Genomic DNA, 14151 nt, shown 5'->3' on the forward strand with positions numbered 1-14151 from the left:
AGAAGTGAAACGCAACATCGCCGATGGTAGTGTGGGGCTTCCCCATGTGAGAGTAGGTCATCGTCAGGCTTCTAAATAAAAGAAAGGGCCACCCAAACGGGTGGCCCTTTTTTTATTTAGGATAAGATGAATTACTGCCACTACCACGCAGCGCAAAGCGCTGCCATGTGACAAGCGTTGCACCAGCGGTGCAAGCTTGGGGCGCCGTAGGCGTGGCAACGCGATGGCGAGCGCAGCTCGACACCCAGTGTAGGTCTGCCGTACTGCAGACGAAGTTCATCGGCCAGGTCCGAGCATCAGCCCGCTTCAAATAAAAAAGACAGTGAATTAGTGCCGAACATCCGTGAGAGTAGGGCTAAACCGTGCGTGGACGAAGTACAGCTTCGTGCACGGTTTAGCGACCGGCCATGGATGGCCGGGCCGGGGCTGCATCGAACAATCGGCAGTCGCGCCAGGGATGGCGACTCAACAGCTCATCGCCTCTGCATATTCCAAAGGCCCAGCCGCCTACGCGGCTGGGCCTTTTTCATTTGCAACCTGCCGATGACCCGGGCGGCGTTCCGCTATTTTCGCTTCGCGAAAAGGTCAAGGTGATTCGGGCTTCCAGCCCTCACCCTACGGGCTGGCTACGGCAGTCCAAACTGCGTTGCAGTTTGTCAGGCTGGAGCGCCAGCCCGGTTCAAATAAAAAAGGGCCACCCAATCGGGTGGCCCTTTTTTTATTAAGGATACGGTGAATTACTGCTAGCGATATTGACTATGCTGACATGTGCCAGATTGCCGGCTCACCAATAACTCGCAATTAGGATGTCGATATGCACAAGCTTCGCATCAAGACTCTAGCCAGACTGGCCCTGAAGGCAGTGACATCGCTCTCCGGGCTGGTCACCCTGACACTACTGTTCGCCACGGGGGCAGCCAATGCCGTCGTGTCGCCCGCTGAGGGCAAAGTCCTTTTCACCAACGTCAACGTCTGGGACGGCCTCGCCGACGACGCGACGCCGGGCATGGACGTTCTGATTGACGGCAACAAGGTTGTCGCCGTGGGCCCGAATCTCGATGCCACGGGTGCCACGGTCATCGAAGGCAACGGCAAGACCCTCATGCCGGGCTTGATCGACATGCACACGCACCTGATGTTCCCCATGGGTCTGCCCGCGCACGAGAACGACTGGATGCCTGCAACTTCCGGGGCGATGGCACGAGAGGGCTTTGACATCTACATGAACCAGGGTTTCACCACCCTGCGCGACATGTGCAGCACAGCAAATTTCGCCAAGGCCGTCGCCCAGGGCGTCATCGATGGACCCCGTCTCTACTCCAGCGGCGCCTGCCTTGGCACCACCGGCGCCCACACGGATTGGGCACCGGGCACCGCCCGTCTCGGTGATGACTACAATCACAAGCGCACCGGAACCTCGTACGTCGTGAACGGCGCCGAGGAGTGGCGCGCCGCTGCGCGCCAGAATTTCCGCGATGGCGCCACCTTCCTGAAGATCATGGTGGGCGGCGGTGTCGCCTCCGCGTTCGATCCCCTGGAGTCCATCACCGCTTCGCCAGCGGAGATCCGGGCAGCCGTAGAAGTAGCGGAGCAATTCGACTCCTTTGTGTGCATGCACGTGTACCAGGATGAGCACATCAACATCGCCCTCGACAACGGCGTCACCTGCGTTGAGCACGGCTTCCTCATGAAGGAAGCCACAATGAAGCGCATGAAAAAGGAAGGCATCGTGTTGTCGGGGCAATCCTTTGTCAGCTATGAGACCTTCAAGGATCCTGCGGGCATTCCCGGCTTCGGTCCCGAGCAAATTGCGAAAGGCAAGGCCGTCAACAAGGGCGCGGACGACATGTTCCGCTGGGCCGCGGAGTATGACGTCGATATGTTCCTCGGCGGTGACGTCTACACCTACGACCTGATTCCGCAGGCGATACTCAATGTCACGATCATGGATCGCTGGTTCACGCCCGTCGAAGCCCTGCGCGCCTCCACGTCCGGGGCCGGCAAGTGGCTGATGAAAACCGGCCCGAAGAACCCTTACAAGGATGCCCAGCTCGGTACGCTTCAGGAAGGCAGCTACGCCGATGTGATCCTCGTTGACGGCAACCCGCTCAATGACCTGCAGATCCTGAAGGACAGCGACAACGTGCAGTTGGTCATGAAGGACGGCCGGATCTACAAGAACCTGCTGGATTGAATCCGACGAGCTTAGGCGTATGCCATATCGCGTTGGCGTGCTGGACGCGATCGTCGCCATTCGGACATCTCGCGGTTCGGGCGGCGAGATGCCTGCTTCTCTGAAATCGGTGCCGCGGCCAATATCACCGTGGCGGCACCGATTTGGCCGCGGTACGAGGCGTTCCTGACGTCAGGACAAGCATAGCCGGTCCGAAAGGTGTTGAGCGCAGTCAGCAAGGAGAACACGAGAGTGACCAAAACGTCCATTGCATTGACCACGAAGGTCTGGTGGTTGGTCTCCGTAGCGGTGATTTCCGGATGCGCCAGCGCACCGCTGGACTATCCGAAACAGCGGTCATCCGGTGTCGAAAGAACGACCGATGGTCGAGAGGCTGCCGCCGTCAGTGCCTGGCTGGATGGCAATGCCGATAGCAATGGTTTTTATTCCTTAATCGGAGGACTGGCGCATTCGGAGCGCGCCTGAAGCTCATGAGCGTTGCCCTCCCAGGCGACCATCTTCACCAGCGTCCGGGCCCGGTTGCAGAAGATGTAGAGATCGGCACTGAAGGGATCAGAGCCCATCTCGCCCTCGACGATCGACACCAGGCCGTTGATGGCTTTCCTCATATCGACCGGCTGCCGGTACAGGTGGATGCGGACATCACCTGAAGGACGGATCATTGCAGGCGGCTCGCCGTGAGGACCAGCGCCTCGAGCTGCTCAGGTCCTAGTTCGCCGTGCCACTCCAAGCGCACGCCGTTCGGCAGCACCAGGCTCATGGCCAGCGGACGGGACGGCGCGATGACACGGACGAAGCCCGTCTTACTCTCTGCAGCCGCTTCAGCACCCAGCAGGCCACGGCGTGCCAGGATACCTTTCCAGGAGTACAGCTCCTTCGGCTTAAGCCCCTCCGACCGTGCATAGTCGGCGATGCTGCCGTCAAAGGCATCCGCGGCTCGAATGTGATCGAGCCAGTGCTGCTGTCGTTCGGTGATCGTTGCGTCTCTCATCATCCGCTCCGTTAGACAGAGCAGGAGCGTGATCGATCACGAATCAGGCGAAAAGGGTGCCGTTAACGCACCGCTTACGAATTACTCCCACTACCACGCCGCGCAGGCCGCAGTCTTAAAAACGGGACCTGTCTTGCCCGCCCCCTAAACCACCCGCAGAGTTGGCGCCGCTACCAGGCACGGCTTTGTGAGACACGCCGTGAACTCATCCAAGGTGGGCTCGGACGCGGGATTCCTCTCGCCTAATGTCCCACAAAGTCGTCCCTGCCATCGTCTCTTCAGGTCGTCGTTCGAATCCAAGGCTCGCCCCTTGGGCAATATGCCTTCGCCGCCATCGATGCGCTAGGGCTCAGAGGCAGCGGTCAGAACGGGTTAGTTCGAAACATTGCCTGGCGTAATTTTAAACATTGGCCAGAGGGGTACGCAGGCCCTGCATCGCGAGGCATTTTCCAACGTTTATACACAGTTGTGTCCAGCGTATCTGTTGATAACGGGCTGAGCATGACGGGGTGTTGATACATTCCGGGAAATCATTTGCCACTTTCTACATCGGAGCGGCTGTCTGGGGATCAGTCGAGTGTTTTTTTCATCCTTCAGTTGTCAGGCAGTCAGTAGTCATTTGCATTCTCCAGAGGCCGTAATGGCAACACTGGGTGGATATACAGAAAAAGATCTTTTATGGCAGTGCGATGCTTTTTTGGGCGTCTGCCGCCAGGGCCCGCGAGGCCAATCCCCTGGTCGTCTATCCCATGTTTATACACAGCTCCTTCCAATGAATCTGTGAGCAAACCAGGTCAGTGATGGCTTGTGGATGAGTCAGGGTTCGAGAGGATTGGTTGTGGGTTCTGACCGGCGTCGAAGTCCAGAGAGAGCATCCTGCATACTGGAACTGCATTATCTTTTCACTCTCTCTACAATGCGCCCAGGTTTTATCTGTGCGTCTAGAGGCTGGCCAATCAATGGCAGGCTCTAAAGGAAGAGGTTTTCATGCAAAGAATACAGTCCGCTCTTAACCACGACTTTTCCCTGTCTCGTGTTGCGATGGGGTTGTGGCGCCTGGACGGCTGGGGGATGGATCCCCGCCAGCGGCTAGGCCTCGCTACAGAGCTGCTGGACCTGGGCGTAACCACTTTTGATCTGGCGGATATTTACGGGGATTATCAGTGCGAGTCTCTGTTCGGTGAGGCTCTTCGCCTGCAACCGTCTATCCGTGAGCGCATGGAGATAGTGTCCAAGTGTGGTATCAAACTTTGTGGCAGTAGCAATGACTATCGGCTCAATCACTACGACTCGAGTGCTGGCCATGTGCGTCGCTCGGTGGATAGCAGCTTGCACAAGTTGGGCACCGATTATCTCGACCTTCTTTTGCTGCACCGCCCGGATCCCCTAATGGATGCGGATGAGTTGGCCGGTGCGTTGGATGCTCTGATACAGGCAGGCAAGGTGCGCGCTGTCGGCGTATCAAACTTCCTTCCGCACCAGGTGGAATTGCTGCAGTCGCGCCTGACCGCTCCCTTGGTGGTGAACCAGATCGAGGTTTCGCTGCTGCACAACGAGCCGATGTTTGACGGTCAGCTCGATTACTGTCAGCGGGAAAAGATCATCCCGATGGCCTGGTCCCCTTTTGCTGGTGGAGACCTGTTTACCGGTGGCGCAGAGGCTGCAGCGCGAGTCCGCTCCTGTATGGAATCGCTGCACGGCGAGCTGGGGCTCGATGCGCAGCAGATGGCTCTGTGCTGGTTATTGAGGCACCCGAGCCGGATGATCCCGGTTCTTGGTAGTGGCAACCTGGTGCGCCTGAAGGGCGCGCTGGAGGCCATGGAGAAGGAGATACCACTTGAGGCCTGGTTTCTGTTATTGAAGGCCGCGCGGGGCCGGGACGTCGATTGATCTCAAGCGTCCCGGGCGTTTTCTGGTACCAGATCGTAGGTGCGTCGGCCCAGGTCAAACTCCTCCAGCGGGGCCAGGTGGACGGGGATGGATAGCTGCCTGATGGCTTGCGTGCCCCGGAAGTCCACCACTTGCAGGGTGTCGCCCCCGACCCGTTGTATCAGACTCTCCAGATCACTGATGGCATCGTTGACCAGTGTGCTGTAGTCCTGTTGCTCGCCCAGGCGGATAAAGCGGGATTCGCCCTCCGCTTCCTCAACTCGGAGCCAGGCTGGGCCGCGGTCGCTGCCGCTTTCTCCAAGCAGGAGGGGCCCATGGGTGTCTTCATAGAGAGGCGCGACCGCTGAGGTGGGCGGTGGCTCTTCCAGAGTTCCCACCCATACCCAGCCGGACAGGCCGATCCGGCTCAGGTGCCACTCACTCAGCCAGACTGTTTGATCGTCATCCACATACAGTTCACCGCATTCTCGCTGGCCGTGGCCCTGTTCCAGTTGGATGTCTGCATCGGGATGTGCCTTGCGGAACTGGTGCAGCTGCTGGGTCATTTCGTAATTCACTTCCCAGTGCTTTCGCAGTCGCCATTGAATGGGGTAGTCACCCCACTCGACGATGTATTCCTTTCCCGTTTGGATGGTCTCTGCCACCCGCCAGAAGCTACCGTCGATCAGTATGCAGTGATCACCGGGTTTACTGCCCGGTGCGATGATGCTGCAGTCCGGTGATGGCTCGGAAGCGTTGACCACAAACTCACAGCGCCCCTCGATGACCTCGTACCATGGGAAGCCGTGACGCAGGGGAGGGGGGAAGGTCAGGGCAGGCCGGCCAGCCAGCAGGCGGCGGAAAAGTACCGACTTCTCGATTTCGAGGTCCGACAGGGCATAACCCTCTTTTTGAGCGATCTGGCCCCAGGAGAAAGCGGCCCGGATCAGCTGTTTTTCACGGTCTGAAAAATTCATGGCAGTGGCGAGATGGATGGAAAAGCGAAACCTTACCACCCCGCCGCCGGCATCGCGAATGCTCGGGGCTGAGACGGGGCCGCTGTGATTCGATAAACTGGCTGCACTTTTGGGAAAGTTCTTGGAGATGTGTCCGATGGCAAAGGAATTGGCCAGGGGCCGGGTTGTGGCTGTTGCGTGCCCCCTGTTTATCGTGCTGTTAGCGCTGCTGTCCTACAGCGGCGCCATTAACGCAGAGGATCTGGCAGCGGAGACCTGCCACCTCGAGGGCTGGTCTCAGCCACTGCGTTGCTACCAGGTTCCCGTTGGTGGAGCGGATCAGTCGCAGAACCTGGCTGTGGCGGTGGCGCCTGCGGTCAATCCGGACGGCAGTGAGCCGCTTTACCTGCTCGCCGGTGGTCCGGGTCAGGCTGCCAGCCACCTGGCACCGCTGTTGCCGAGCCTCGCTAAAGTCAATCGCAACCGGGACATCGTGATGGTGGACCGACGCGGCTCGGGCCGGACAGGTGCTTTTGAGTGCGGCATCGAAGACGAGCTTCCCCCGGACCTGGATGCTTTTGCCGGCCTTGTCAGCGACTGCTATGACCAGCAGCGCCAGCGGACCGAGGGGCTCAACAGCCGGCAGACCGTTGATGACCTGGAGCAGGTCCGGGTGTCTCTCGGCCACGAAAAGATAGCTCTGTGGGGTGGTTCCTGGGGAACGCGGACTGCGCTGCTCTACCAGCAGTGGTACCCGCAGTCGATCTCCGCCCTGGTACTGGATGCAGTGGCACCGATCGAGGCGAAGGTTTTCCTCAGCGCCCAGGCGGCGGAGCAGGCATTGCAGCAGCTGCAGGACGCCTGCATGGAGGACAAGAGCTGTGCCGGTCTGGGCGATTGGCGCGGTGACCTGGATCGATTGTTGAATGAATGGGAGACTGGGGAAAGCCGGCTGGCAGATCCCCTTACCGGTGCACCCATGCCGCGCCGGGTACCCCGCTGGGAGCTGGCCAATGCGGTGCGCACGGCCCTCTACGATCCGGGCGCCGCGGCACAACTACCCTACGTTATTCACCAGGCTGCCCGTGGCAACCTGCTGCCCCTGTCAGGTCTCTCCAGTCTCTTCCTGCCCGCCAGTGACACCATGTCTATGGGGCTGACTTTTTCTGTTGCCTGTGCAGAAGAGCTGAATCGCACCAGCGCCGAAGAGGTGGCGGCAGACAGTCGCGACACCTTCCTCGGAACAGGCTTCATCGATATTTTCCGCACGGCTTGCGGAGTGTGGCCGGTGCAAGAGCGGTCCTATCCTGAGCCGGAACGCCGGGAGCATCCCGTTCTGCTGATTTCCGGTAGCGCGGACCCGATCACGCCGCCGGAATACGCCGATACCCGCCTTGATTATTTGAGCCACAAGCAACACCTGGTTGTGGATGGCGGGGGGCATATCAACACCCGTCGGGGCTGCATTCCGGAGTTGATTGCAAGCTTCCTGGACGCGCCGGAGCAGCCATTGGACAGCGCATGCGTGAAAGATATTCGTCGACCACCATTTATGGCCGACGCGTTTGGCCCGGCACTGGATGCCGAGCCGCTGGCAGAAGTAGGAGAGGTGGCGCAATGATTGAGGTTAGATCCCTGCATAAAGAGTTCGCCGGGCGATCAGTACTGCGTGACTTGAGCTTTGAGATCCCCGACGGACGTATTACTGCACTGCTTGGCGCCAATGGCGCCGGCAAGACCACTTGCCTGCGAATTGTCACGGGCCTGTTGAAAGCGGATGCGGGCCAAGTCCGTGTGGGTGGTATTGATGTGGCGCGTGATCCGCTGGCAGTCCGGCGCCTGCTGGGCGTCGTGGGGGACCGGGAGGGGCTGTACGAGCGCCTTTCGGTGGAAGAATACCTGACCCTGTTTGCGCAGATGCAGGGGCTGCGGGGCAGCGCGCTCTCTCAATCGCTGGATGCCGTGCGGAGCGAATTGGAACTCGACGATTTGTGGAAGCGCCGCACTGTCGGTTTCTCCCAGGGAGAGCGGATGAAGGTCTCCCTCGCTCGCGCCCTGGTGCACCGCCCGCAACACCTGATTCTCGACGAGCCCACCCGGGGACTGGATGTCCTCGCCGCGCGGCTGCTGAGGCGCACCCTTATGCGCCTGCGGGATTCGGGGACCACGATAGTGTTCTCCAGTCATGTCATGTCTGAGGTCCTGGAGCTCTCCGACCGGGTTTTGGTGATGGCCGATGGACAGCTGGTGGGTGACGACGAGCCGCGGGCGTTGATGGCAAATAGCGGCTGCGACAATCTAGAGGATACCTTTGTAGCGCTTGCGTACGGTCAGGCGGAATCACCGGAGCAGGAGGCGCTGGTATGAGTTTTCTCAAGCAGTGGTTACAGGGGCCGATGGGCGCGCTGGTTTACAAAGAGTCACTGGAGGCCTGGCGTGACAAGCGGGCCCTGCTCACCGCAGTGACTTTCGCGCTGCTGTTTCCGGTCATGATTACCGGGACCACGGTGTTTGTGTTCAAGGTTAAGTCCGAAAACGAATCGAGGGTGGCTTTGCTCGGCGGTGAGCAGGTTCCCCTGTTGGCCCAGCGTCTGGCCGGCGACCAGTTGCGTGTGGATGTGCTGCAAGAGGGTGAGCCCTCGGCACTTCTGGCTGGGGAATATGATCTGGTCCTGCAGGTGGGAGAGGATTTTGTCAGCCAATACCGCGAATTTGGCGTGCCGAGACTTTATGTCTATATGGATGGAGCATCGAAGGACGCCAGTCGCGCGCGACGGCAGCTGCAGGAGCGGCTGGCGCCTTTGCAGCAGCAGATCGTGCAGCAGAGGGCGATCGCCCGTGGAGTTGCGCCCCAATTGCTGGCGCCCTGGCGTCTTGAGGTGCGCGATATCAGCACACCCTCGGACCGCGGCAAATTGATTCTTGCGTCCGTGCCGGCACTGCTGATCATGACGTTATTCGTGGCCAGTCTCGCTACAGCGGTTGATGCATCGGCGGGAGAGCGGGAGCGCTTGAGCCTGGAAAACCTGCTTATGCAGCCGCTGCCTCCCTGGCAGGTGGTGTTGGCGAAAACCGTGGCCGTCGCCAGTATGGGCTGGCTCGGCGGCGTCCTCTCGGTCTGCGCACTGACGGCGTTGATGCCGGTGATGCCCCTGGAGGAGTTGGGGATGCATCAGGCATCCAGTCTTTCCGGGGTGGTGACTATGGGACTGCTGTTGATGCCACTGGCATTGCTCGTGGCTGTTGTGCAGCTGCTGCTGGCGCTCGGATCAAAATCCTTTAAGGACGCGCAGATGCGCCTCAGTATTTTGCAGGTCGCCCCCCTGTTCATGTTGATGGCCCTGGACATGTCCCAGGTGCAGCTGGATAAGCCGATCTGGCAGCTGCTGCCGTTGGTGGGCCAGCAGCAATGGCTGAAAGCGCTGCTGGTCGGTGATGTCGTGTCGCTGCCAATGGTGCTGGCGGGATCGGTTGTCAGCCTGTTGCTGGTCGCGGTTTTTGTTCTCATCGGCGCTCGCGCCCTGCGCCGGGAAAGCCTGCTCGGAGCGACCTGACCATGAGTGAGCCGCAGGAACAGCGTTCCAGCCTCTGTGACGAAGGGGTGTTGCTGATTGATCTCGACGCCATCGGGCGCAACTACGACATCTTGTGCGGGAAAGTCGGCGCAGTGGGGCGGTGCGCCGCCGTCGTGAAGGCGGATGCCTACGGCCTGGGGGTCCGGCGTGTCGCGCCGGTGCTCTGGAAACGCGGCTGCCGGCATTTCTTTGTCGCCACTCTGGCGGAGGGCGTGGTGCTGCGGCAACAGCTCGGGCCCGAGGCTGAAATCGTTGTCCTCACCGGTGTCCGCCCGGGTACTGAGCAGGCGTGCCTGGACGCAGGCGTGGTGCCGACAATATTTACGACGGCGCAATTGCGTGCATGGGCCGATACTCTGGAAAAAAGCGGGCAGCAGGCGCATTGTGCGCTGAAGATCGATACCGGTATGACCCGTCTGGGGATGGGGGCAGACGAATACGATCAGTTGCTCACCGACCGCAGCCTGCTGGAAGCCGCGGGAGTGGATCTTCTCATGAGCCACCTCGCCTGTGCCGATGAACCCGCGCACCCACAGAACCGCCTGCAGCTGGAAGCCTTCAGGGAGGCTGCAGGGAGGCTGCGATCATTGTTGCCCTCAGTCAGGCTGAGTCTCGCCAACTCCTCGGGTATTTTCCTCGATGAGACGTATCACTTCGATCTCGCCCGCCCGGGATCGGCCCTCTATGGGATCAACCCGGTTCCCGGCACGCCCAATCCGATGGCGCCGGTGGTCACGCTGGAGCTGCCCGTGATTCAGGTGCGTCAGGTACTGCGGGATTGCCATGTGGGCTATGGTGCCACGCAGACCGCTGCGGCGGGTTCCTGGCTGGCGGTGGCTCGAGGGGGTTATGCCGACGGTGTACTGCGTGCCCAGGGTGGGCGCGGTTGTGCCTGGGCCTGCGGTCGGCGTCTGCCGATGATCGGACGGGTCTCCATGGACAGTGCCACTTACGATATCAGTCGCCTGGCACCCGGTGAGCGTGAGGCGCTGGATCATATCCAGCTGTTGAACACAGAGCTCACCGTGGATGAGGTGGCTGAATATGCCGGAACAATCGGCTATGAAATCCTGACCAGCCTGGGGCGGCGGTACCAGCGGCAATACCTGGAAACATGTGATTGATGAGTAAAATTGCTCTGGCACCACTGCGCCCCCTGCTTGAATTGCTCGCTGACGGAGAGTTGCATTCAGGTGAATCTCTTGGCGCCGCCCTGGGAGTCAGCCGTGCTGCCGTCTGGAAGCAGTTGCAGAAACTGGAGCAGCTGGGATTGCCGGTGGAGTCCGAAAAAGGGCGGGGCTATCGCCTGGTGGGTGGGCTGGACCTGTTGTCCGTCGACGCTATCCAGTCGCAATTGAGTGTGGGCGGCCAGTCCCTTCTCGGTGAGCTGCAAGTATTGGATCAGGTGGACTCCACCAATGCCCGGGTCCTCGACCGCATGGAGGCAGGGGCCGGGCATGGCCTGGTGGTGCTGGCCGAACAACAGACTGCGGGTCGGGGGCGTCGGGGGCGCCAGTGGGTGAGTCCCTTTGCGGCGGGAATCTCATTATCCATCGGCTGGCAATTTCAGGGCGGGGTACAGATTCTTGAAGGGCTGAGCCTTGCGGTCGGCGTGGCCCTGGCCCGTGCGCTCGAGCGCTTCGACGTGCCGGATGTGCGCCTGAAATGGCCGAACGACGTCTGGTGTCAGGGGCGCAAGCTGGCGGGGGTGCTACTCGAGCTCAGTGGCGACCTGACAGATCGCTGTGGTGTGGTCGTGGGGGTGGGGCTGAACGTCGGGCTGGCTGAGGGTGCCGCTCGACAGATTGATCAGCCGTGGGTCGATCTGGCCGCAGTGCGACCTGGCCTGGGGCGGAATTCACTGACAGCCGCCATGCTGGAGGAGTTGCTGCCCCTGCTCGAGGAATACCCTCGTATTGGGTTTGCCGGCTACCGCGAAGCCTGGAGTCGGCTCGACCAGTTTTCCGGGCAGGAGATCAGCCTGTATTCCGGTCCGACGGAATGGCGCGGGCGCAATGTGGGAGTCGATGAGAGCGGAGCCCTGTTGCTGGAGGTCGACGGTGAGATTCGCCGTTTTCACGGTGGTGAAGTGTCGCTGCGCGGCCGGAGGGCAGGTGAATGATACTCGAGGTTGACCTGGGCAATACGCGCAGTAAATGGCGCCTGCTCTCCCCGGAGTCCTCGACAGCCGGGGTGGTGGACACCGATAGCCTTCGCCGCGGTGACCCGCCCAGTACCTGGTGTGAGTTTCCGGTAACCCGGGTGAGGGCTGTGAATGTGGCCGGCGCCGAAGCGGGTAGTGGGCTCTCCGCGATCGTGCACTCGCTCGGTTGGGGGGCGGTGGAGTTTGCCCGCGTGGAGCGGGAATGCGCCGGCGTCACCTGCGGTTACCGGGATTTGTCCCGCCTGGGGGTGGATCGCTGGCTTGCGGTCCTGGCGGCTCACCGGCAGTTTCAGCGTCCCTGCCTGGTGGCGGATTGCGGCAGTGCGGTGACCCTGGATCTGCTCGGGGCTGGCGGACAACACCGCGGCGGCTTTATAGTCCCCGGGCTGGCCTTGATGCGCCGTGCGCTGTCGCGCGATACCGATGCGGTCCAGGTTGCCGATACCATCGAGGCCGGTATGAGCCTGGCCGCCGGCCGCGATACCACCGAAGCGGTGAATCGCGGGCTGGTGCTGATGGTAACCGGGGCAATCGATAAAGCCATGGCCGGTCTGGCTGAAGAAGCGGCTTCGCCTTTGCTGGTCATCACTGGCGGGGACGGCCCTATAGTGGCGTCATTAACCCATCACGCCCACGAACTGGCACCGGACCTGGTGCTGGACGGACTGACTCTCAGCAATCCATAAACAATTATTGGATGGGGGTGCTTCCCCATACTGCTTATGCGTTGGATAGTTCTCGCTCTACTTGTGGCCAACCTGGCCACCTTTGCATGGTTCCGCTTTTTCTCCGAGCCGACCATGGAGGTCCCGGCTGGCCCGGCTGCCGTTCGCCCGGAGGGCAAGCGCATTGATCTGGTGGAAGAGGTGCCCGCAGAGGTGCTGACACCCCCGCCATCGAAGCCTGACCCGATCCCGGACAGGGCGGAGCAGACCGGAGCGAAAGCCCTGTGCACGATCATTGGCCCCGTACCAGAGGCGTACCAGGGAGCGGATATCGTAGAGCGGCTCGCTGCCCTGCAGGTGCCGGCGGAGTCGCGGGAAATCGAGATGGAGGGGCAGATGCGCTACTGGGTCTACCTGTCGCCTCTGGGTTCCCGGCGGGAAGCTTTTCGCAAGCTTCGGGCGCTCCAGGCCGAGGGGATCGACAGCTACGTCATACCCAAGGGGTCGCTGACCAATGGTATTTCTTTCGGCATCTTCTCAGAAGTCGAGCGGGCAGAGGCGCTCGCTGGTGAATTGCAGGAGCGGGGGTACCCGGTGCAGACCCGTGAAGAGCCGCGAACCTACCTGGAGCGCTGGGTAGTACTGGAGCCAGGTAGTGATGATCAGTTGGCGGAGGCTTTCTGGGAGCAGTTGCAGCTTGACTACCCGGAGATGGATCGCAAGCAAAATCTCTGTCAGGAGCTAGAGTCAGACTAGGTACGCTGTGGTCGCCAGCTGGGGTTGATTCCCGGGGGCAAAAAAAGTGCTTCTGAAACAGTTGCTTGTCAGCAGAAGTTCCCCTAGAATCCCGCCCTCACTTGAGGAGGTCAAGCAATGACGCCTCAGGGGAAGAGACGAAGCTGGCGTAGCTCAGTTGGTAGAGCAGCTGACTTGTAATCAGCCGGTCGGGGGTTCGACTCCTCTCGCCAGCTCCATTTTTTGTCTCTGCGTTGTCGCTTTAGGTTTTGCCGCTAAGTTAGTGAAATTTAAAGAAAAAGTGTTGACAGCGTAATGGCCTGTGTAGAGAATACACGCCGCTTTCGAGCAGGGGTTCCCGAGTGGCCAAAGGGATCAGACTGTAAATCTGACGCGCAAGCTTCGGTGGTTCGAATCCACCCCCCTGCACCATTTTGAGGCATCTCTTTTTGAGGTGTCGCCAGCGGAAGGTTTGGTTTGAGGCCTTTTGCCTGGAGCTCCCGCATGCGGGCATAGTTCAATGGTAGAACCTCAGCCTTCCAAGCTGATGATGCGGGTTCGATTCCCGCTGCCCGCTCCATATCGTTGTGATGTGGGGTTCGTGGGATGGGTCGCCAGGAGGGTGGCTCGCCCGGTCGGCACAGTCGACCGACTGTCCGGCATCCCTTTTGGGGGTGTTGAGGTTGGCAGTAAAATGCTCATGTAGCTCAGGGGTAGAGCACACCCTTGGTAAGGGTGAGGTCGGCGGTTCAAATCCGCCCATGAGCTCCATTTTTCGATGGCCGCGGGGGCAGGTGTCTCTGCGGCTATTTGTATCCGGGTGTTGCGTTTCTGGTGCCCGGTTCGGCGGGTTCTGCGAATAGGTGTCGCCCCGGCGGGCCTATCTTTAGGAGGCTAGCAATGTCAAAAGAAAAGTTTGAACGTTCCAAGCCCCACGTAAACGTGGGCACCATCGGTCACGTTGACCACGGTAAAACCACCCTGACCGCTGCGCTGACTCGC

Annotated in this window: 14 protein-coding genes and 4 tRNA genes; 15 read left to right on the top strand and 3 right to left on the bottom strand. The window is 60.5% G+C overall.

Annotation, left to right across the window (positions count from 1 at the left end; all coding sequences use genetic code 11):
• Nucleotides 1-814 precede the first annotated feature (814 nt).
• Nucleotides 815-2194 carry an amidohydrolase family protein gene (locus AWR36_RS15830; RefSeq protein ID WP_067087436.1) on the top strand — a complete coding sequence of 460 codons (1380 nt, stop codon included), beginning with the start codon at nt 815-817 and terminating at the stop codon, nt 2192-2194.
• A gap of 231 nt (nt 2195-2425) precedes the next feature.
• The gene (locus AWR36_RS16280; RefSeq protein WP_176491161.1) at nt 2426-2659 is read left to right on the top strand and encodes a hypothetical protein; all 234 of its coding nucleotides are present in this window, start codon (nt 2426-2428) and stop codon (nt 2657-2659) included.
• Here AWR36_RS16280 and tnpB read toward each other — a convergent pair.
• Entirely contained in the window at nt 2617-2856 is a 240-nt protein-coding gene (gene tnpB, locus AWR36_RS16505) for an IS66 family insertion sequence element accessory protein TnpB (RefSeq protein WP_082679658.1), read from the bottom strand. The two genes, AWR36_RS16280 and tnpB, sit on opposite strands and share 43 nt — an antisense overlap.
• Complete coding sequence (tnpA, locus tag AWR36_RS15840; protein ID WP_067087441.1) at nt 2853-3185, bottom strand: IS66 family insertion sequence element accessory protein TnpA; 333 nt, start codon at nt 3183-3185, stop codon at nt 2853-2855. Before tnpA ends, tnpB begins: the two co-directional genes overlap by 4 nt.
• A gap of 987 nt (nt 3186-4172) precedes the next feature.
• On the opposite strand from tnpA, the gene AWR36_RS15845 reads away from it, so the two are divergent.
• Nucleotides 4173-5075, top strand: coding sequence for an aldo/keto reductase (locus AWR36_RS15845; RefSeq protein WP_067087445.1), 903 nt, complete (start codon nt 4173-4175; stop codon nt 5073-5075).
• A 2-nt stretch (nt 5076-5077) separates the two neighbouring features.
• On the opposite strand, the gene AWR36_RS15850 is transcribed toward AWR36_RS15845, so the two are convergent.
• Nucleotides 5078-6031, bottom strand: coding sequence for a hypothetical protein (locus AWR36_RS15850; RefSeq protein WP_067087449.1), 954 nt, complete (start codon nt 6029-6031; stop codon nt 5078-5080).
• Between the two features lie 136 nt (nt 6032-6167).
• Here AWR36_RS15850 and AWR36_RS15855 point away from each other — a divergent pair, with 136 nt between their 5' ends.
• The 12 genes from AWR36_RS15855 to AWR36_RS15910 all read left to right on the top strand — a co-directional run.
• On the top strand, nt 6168-7631 hold the full coding sequence (locus AWR36_RS15855) for an alpha/beta fold hydrolase (RefSeq protein ID WP_082679659.1): 1464 nt from the start codon (nt 6168-6170) through the stop codon (nt 7629-7631).
• Nucleotides 7628-8377 carry an ABC transporter ATP-binding protein gene (locus AWR36_RS15860; RefSeq protein WP_067087453.1) on the top strand — a complete coding sequence of 250 codons (750 nt, stop codon included), beginning with the start codon at nt 7628-7630 and terminating at the stop codon, nt 8375-8377. The genes AWR36_RS15855 and AWR36_RS15860 overlap by 4 nt, the downstream gene beginning before the upstream one ends.
• Nucleotides 8374-9564 carry an ABC transporter permease gene (locus AWR36_RS15865; RefSeq protein ID WP_067087458.1) on the top strand — a complete coding sequence of 397 codons (1191 nt, stop codon included), beginning with the start codon at nt 8374-8376 and terminating at the stop codon, nt 9562-9564. The genes AWR36_RS15860 and AWR36_RS15865 overlap by 4 nt, the downstream gene beginning before the upstream one ends.
• A 2-nt stretch (nt 9565-9566) precedes the next feature.
• Nucleotides 9567-10709: an alanine racemase gene (gene alr, locus AWR36_RS15870; RefSeq protein ID WP_067104761.1), complete on the top strand. Its 1143-nt coding sequence runs from the start codon at nt 9567-9569 to the stop codon at nt 10707-10709.
• Complete coding sequence (gene birA, locus AWR36_RS15875; RefSeq protein WP_067087464.1) at nt 10709-11707, top strand: bifunctional biotin--[acetyl-CoA-carboxylase] ligase/biotin operon repressor BirA; 999 nt, start codon at nt 10709-10711, stop codon at nt 11705-11707. The genes alr and birA overlap by 1 nt, the downstream gene beginning before the upstream one ends.
• Nucleotides 11704-12435, top strand: a complete 732-nt coding sequence (locus tag AWR36_RS15880; protein ID WP_067087467.1) for a type III pantothenate kinase — start codon at nt 11704-11706, stop codon at nt 12433-12435. The genes birA and AWR36_RS15880 overlap by 4 nt, the downstream gene beginning before the upstream one ends.
• Before the next feature lie 36 nt (nt 12436-12471).
• Nucleotides 12472-13170, top strand: a complete 699-nt coding sequence (locus AWR36_RS15885) for an SPOR domain-containing protein (RefSeq protein WP_067087470.1) — start codon at nt 12472-12474, stop codon at nt 13168-13170.
• Nucleotides 13171-13312: 142 nt separating this feature from the next.
• A tRNA-Thr gene (locus AWR36_RS15890) sits at nt 13313-13388 on the top strand.
• 109 nt (nt 13389-13497) lie between these two features.
• Nucleotides 13498-13581: transfer RNA gene (locus tag AWR36_RS15895), tRNA-Tyr, on the top strand.
• A 74-nt stretch (nt 13582-13655) separates the two neighbouring features.
• Nucleotides 13656-13729, top strand: a tRNA-Gly gene (locus AWR36_RS15900).
• Between the two features lie 116 nt (nt 13730-13845).
• Nucleotides 13846-13920: transfer RNA gene (locus tag AWR36_RS15905), tRNA-Thr, on the top strand.
• Nucleotides 13921-14049: 129 nt separating this feature from the next.
• The coding region (locus AWR36_RS15910) for a GTP-binding protein (RefSeq protein WP_197409296.1) at nt 14050-14151 on the top strand (102 nt) is incomplete at its 3' end.

The sequence above is a fragment of the Microbulbifer flavimaris genome, from assembly GCF_001641755.2.
GTDB lineage: Bacteria > Pseudomonadota > Gammaproteobacteria > Pseudomonadales > Cellvibrionaceae > Microbulbifer > Microbulbifer flavimaris.

Excerpts from the sequence above, each read along its gene's own strand:
- AWR36_RS15830 (WP_067087436.1), top strand. The coding sequence starts at position 815 with ATGCACAAGCTTCGCATCAAGACTCTAGCCAGACTGGCCCTGAAGGCA.
- tnpB (WP_082679658.1), bottom strand. The coding sequence starts at position 2,856 with ATGATCCGTCCTTCAGGTGATGTCCGCATCCACCTGTACCGGCAGCCG.
- tnpA (WP_067087441.1), bottom strand. The coding sequence starts at position 3,185 with ATGAGAGACGCAACGATCACCGAACGACAGCAGCACTGGCTCGATCAC.
- AWR36_RS15845 (WP_067087445.1), top strand. The coding sequence starts at position 4,173 with ATGCAAAGAATACAGTCCGCTCTTAACCACGACTTTTCCCTGTCTCGT.
- AWR36_RS15850 (WP_067087449.1), bottom strand. The coding sequence starts at position 6,031 with ATGAATTTTTCAGACCGTGAAAAACAGCTGATCCGGGCCGCTTTCTCC.
- AWR36_RS15855 (WP_082679659.1), top strand. The coding sequence starts at position 6,168 with ATGGCAAAGGAATTGGCCAGGGGCCGGGTTGTGGCTGTTGCGTGCCCC.
- AWR36_RS15860 (WP_067087453.1), top strand. The coding sequence starts at position 7,628 with ATGATTGAGGTTAGATCCCTGCATAAAGAGTTCGCCGGGCGATCAGTA.
- AWR36_RS15865 (WP_067087458.1), top strand. The coding sequence starts at position 8,374 with ATGAGTTTTCTCAAGCAGTGGTTACAGGGGCCGATGGGCGCGCTGGTT.
- alr (WP_067104761.1), top strand. The coding sequence starts at position 9,567 with ATGAGTGAGCCGCAGGAACAGCGTTCCAGCCTCTGTGACGAAGGGGTG.
- birA (WP_067087464.1), top strand. The coding sequence starts at position 10,709 with ATGAGTAAAATTGCTCTGGCACCACTGCGCCCCCTGCTTGAATTGCTC.
- AWR36_RS15880 (WP_067087467.1), top strand. The coding sequence starts at position 11,704 with ATGATACTCGAGGTTGACCTGGGCAATACGCGCAGTAAATGGCGCCTG.
- AWR36_RS15885 (WP_067087470.1), top strand. The coding sequence starts at position 12,472 with ATGCGTTGGATAGTTCTCGCTCTACTTGTGGCCAACCTGGCCACCTTT.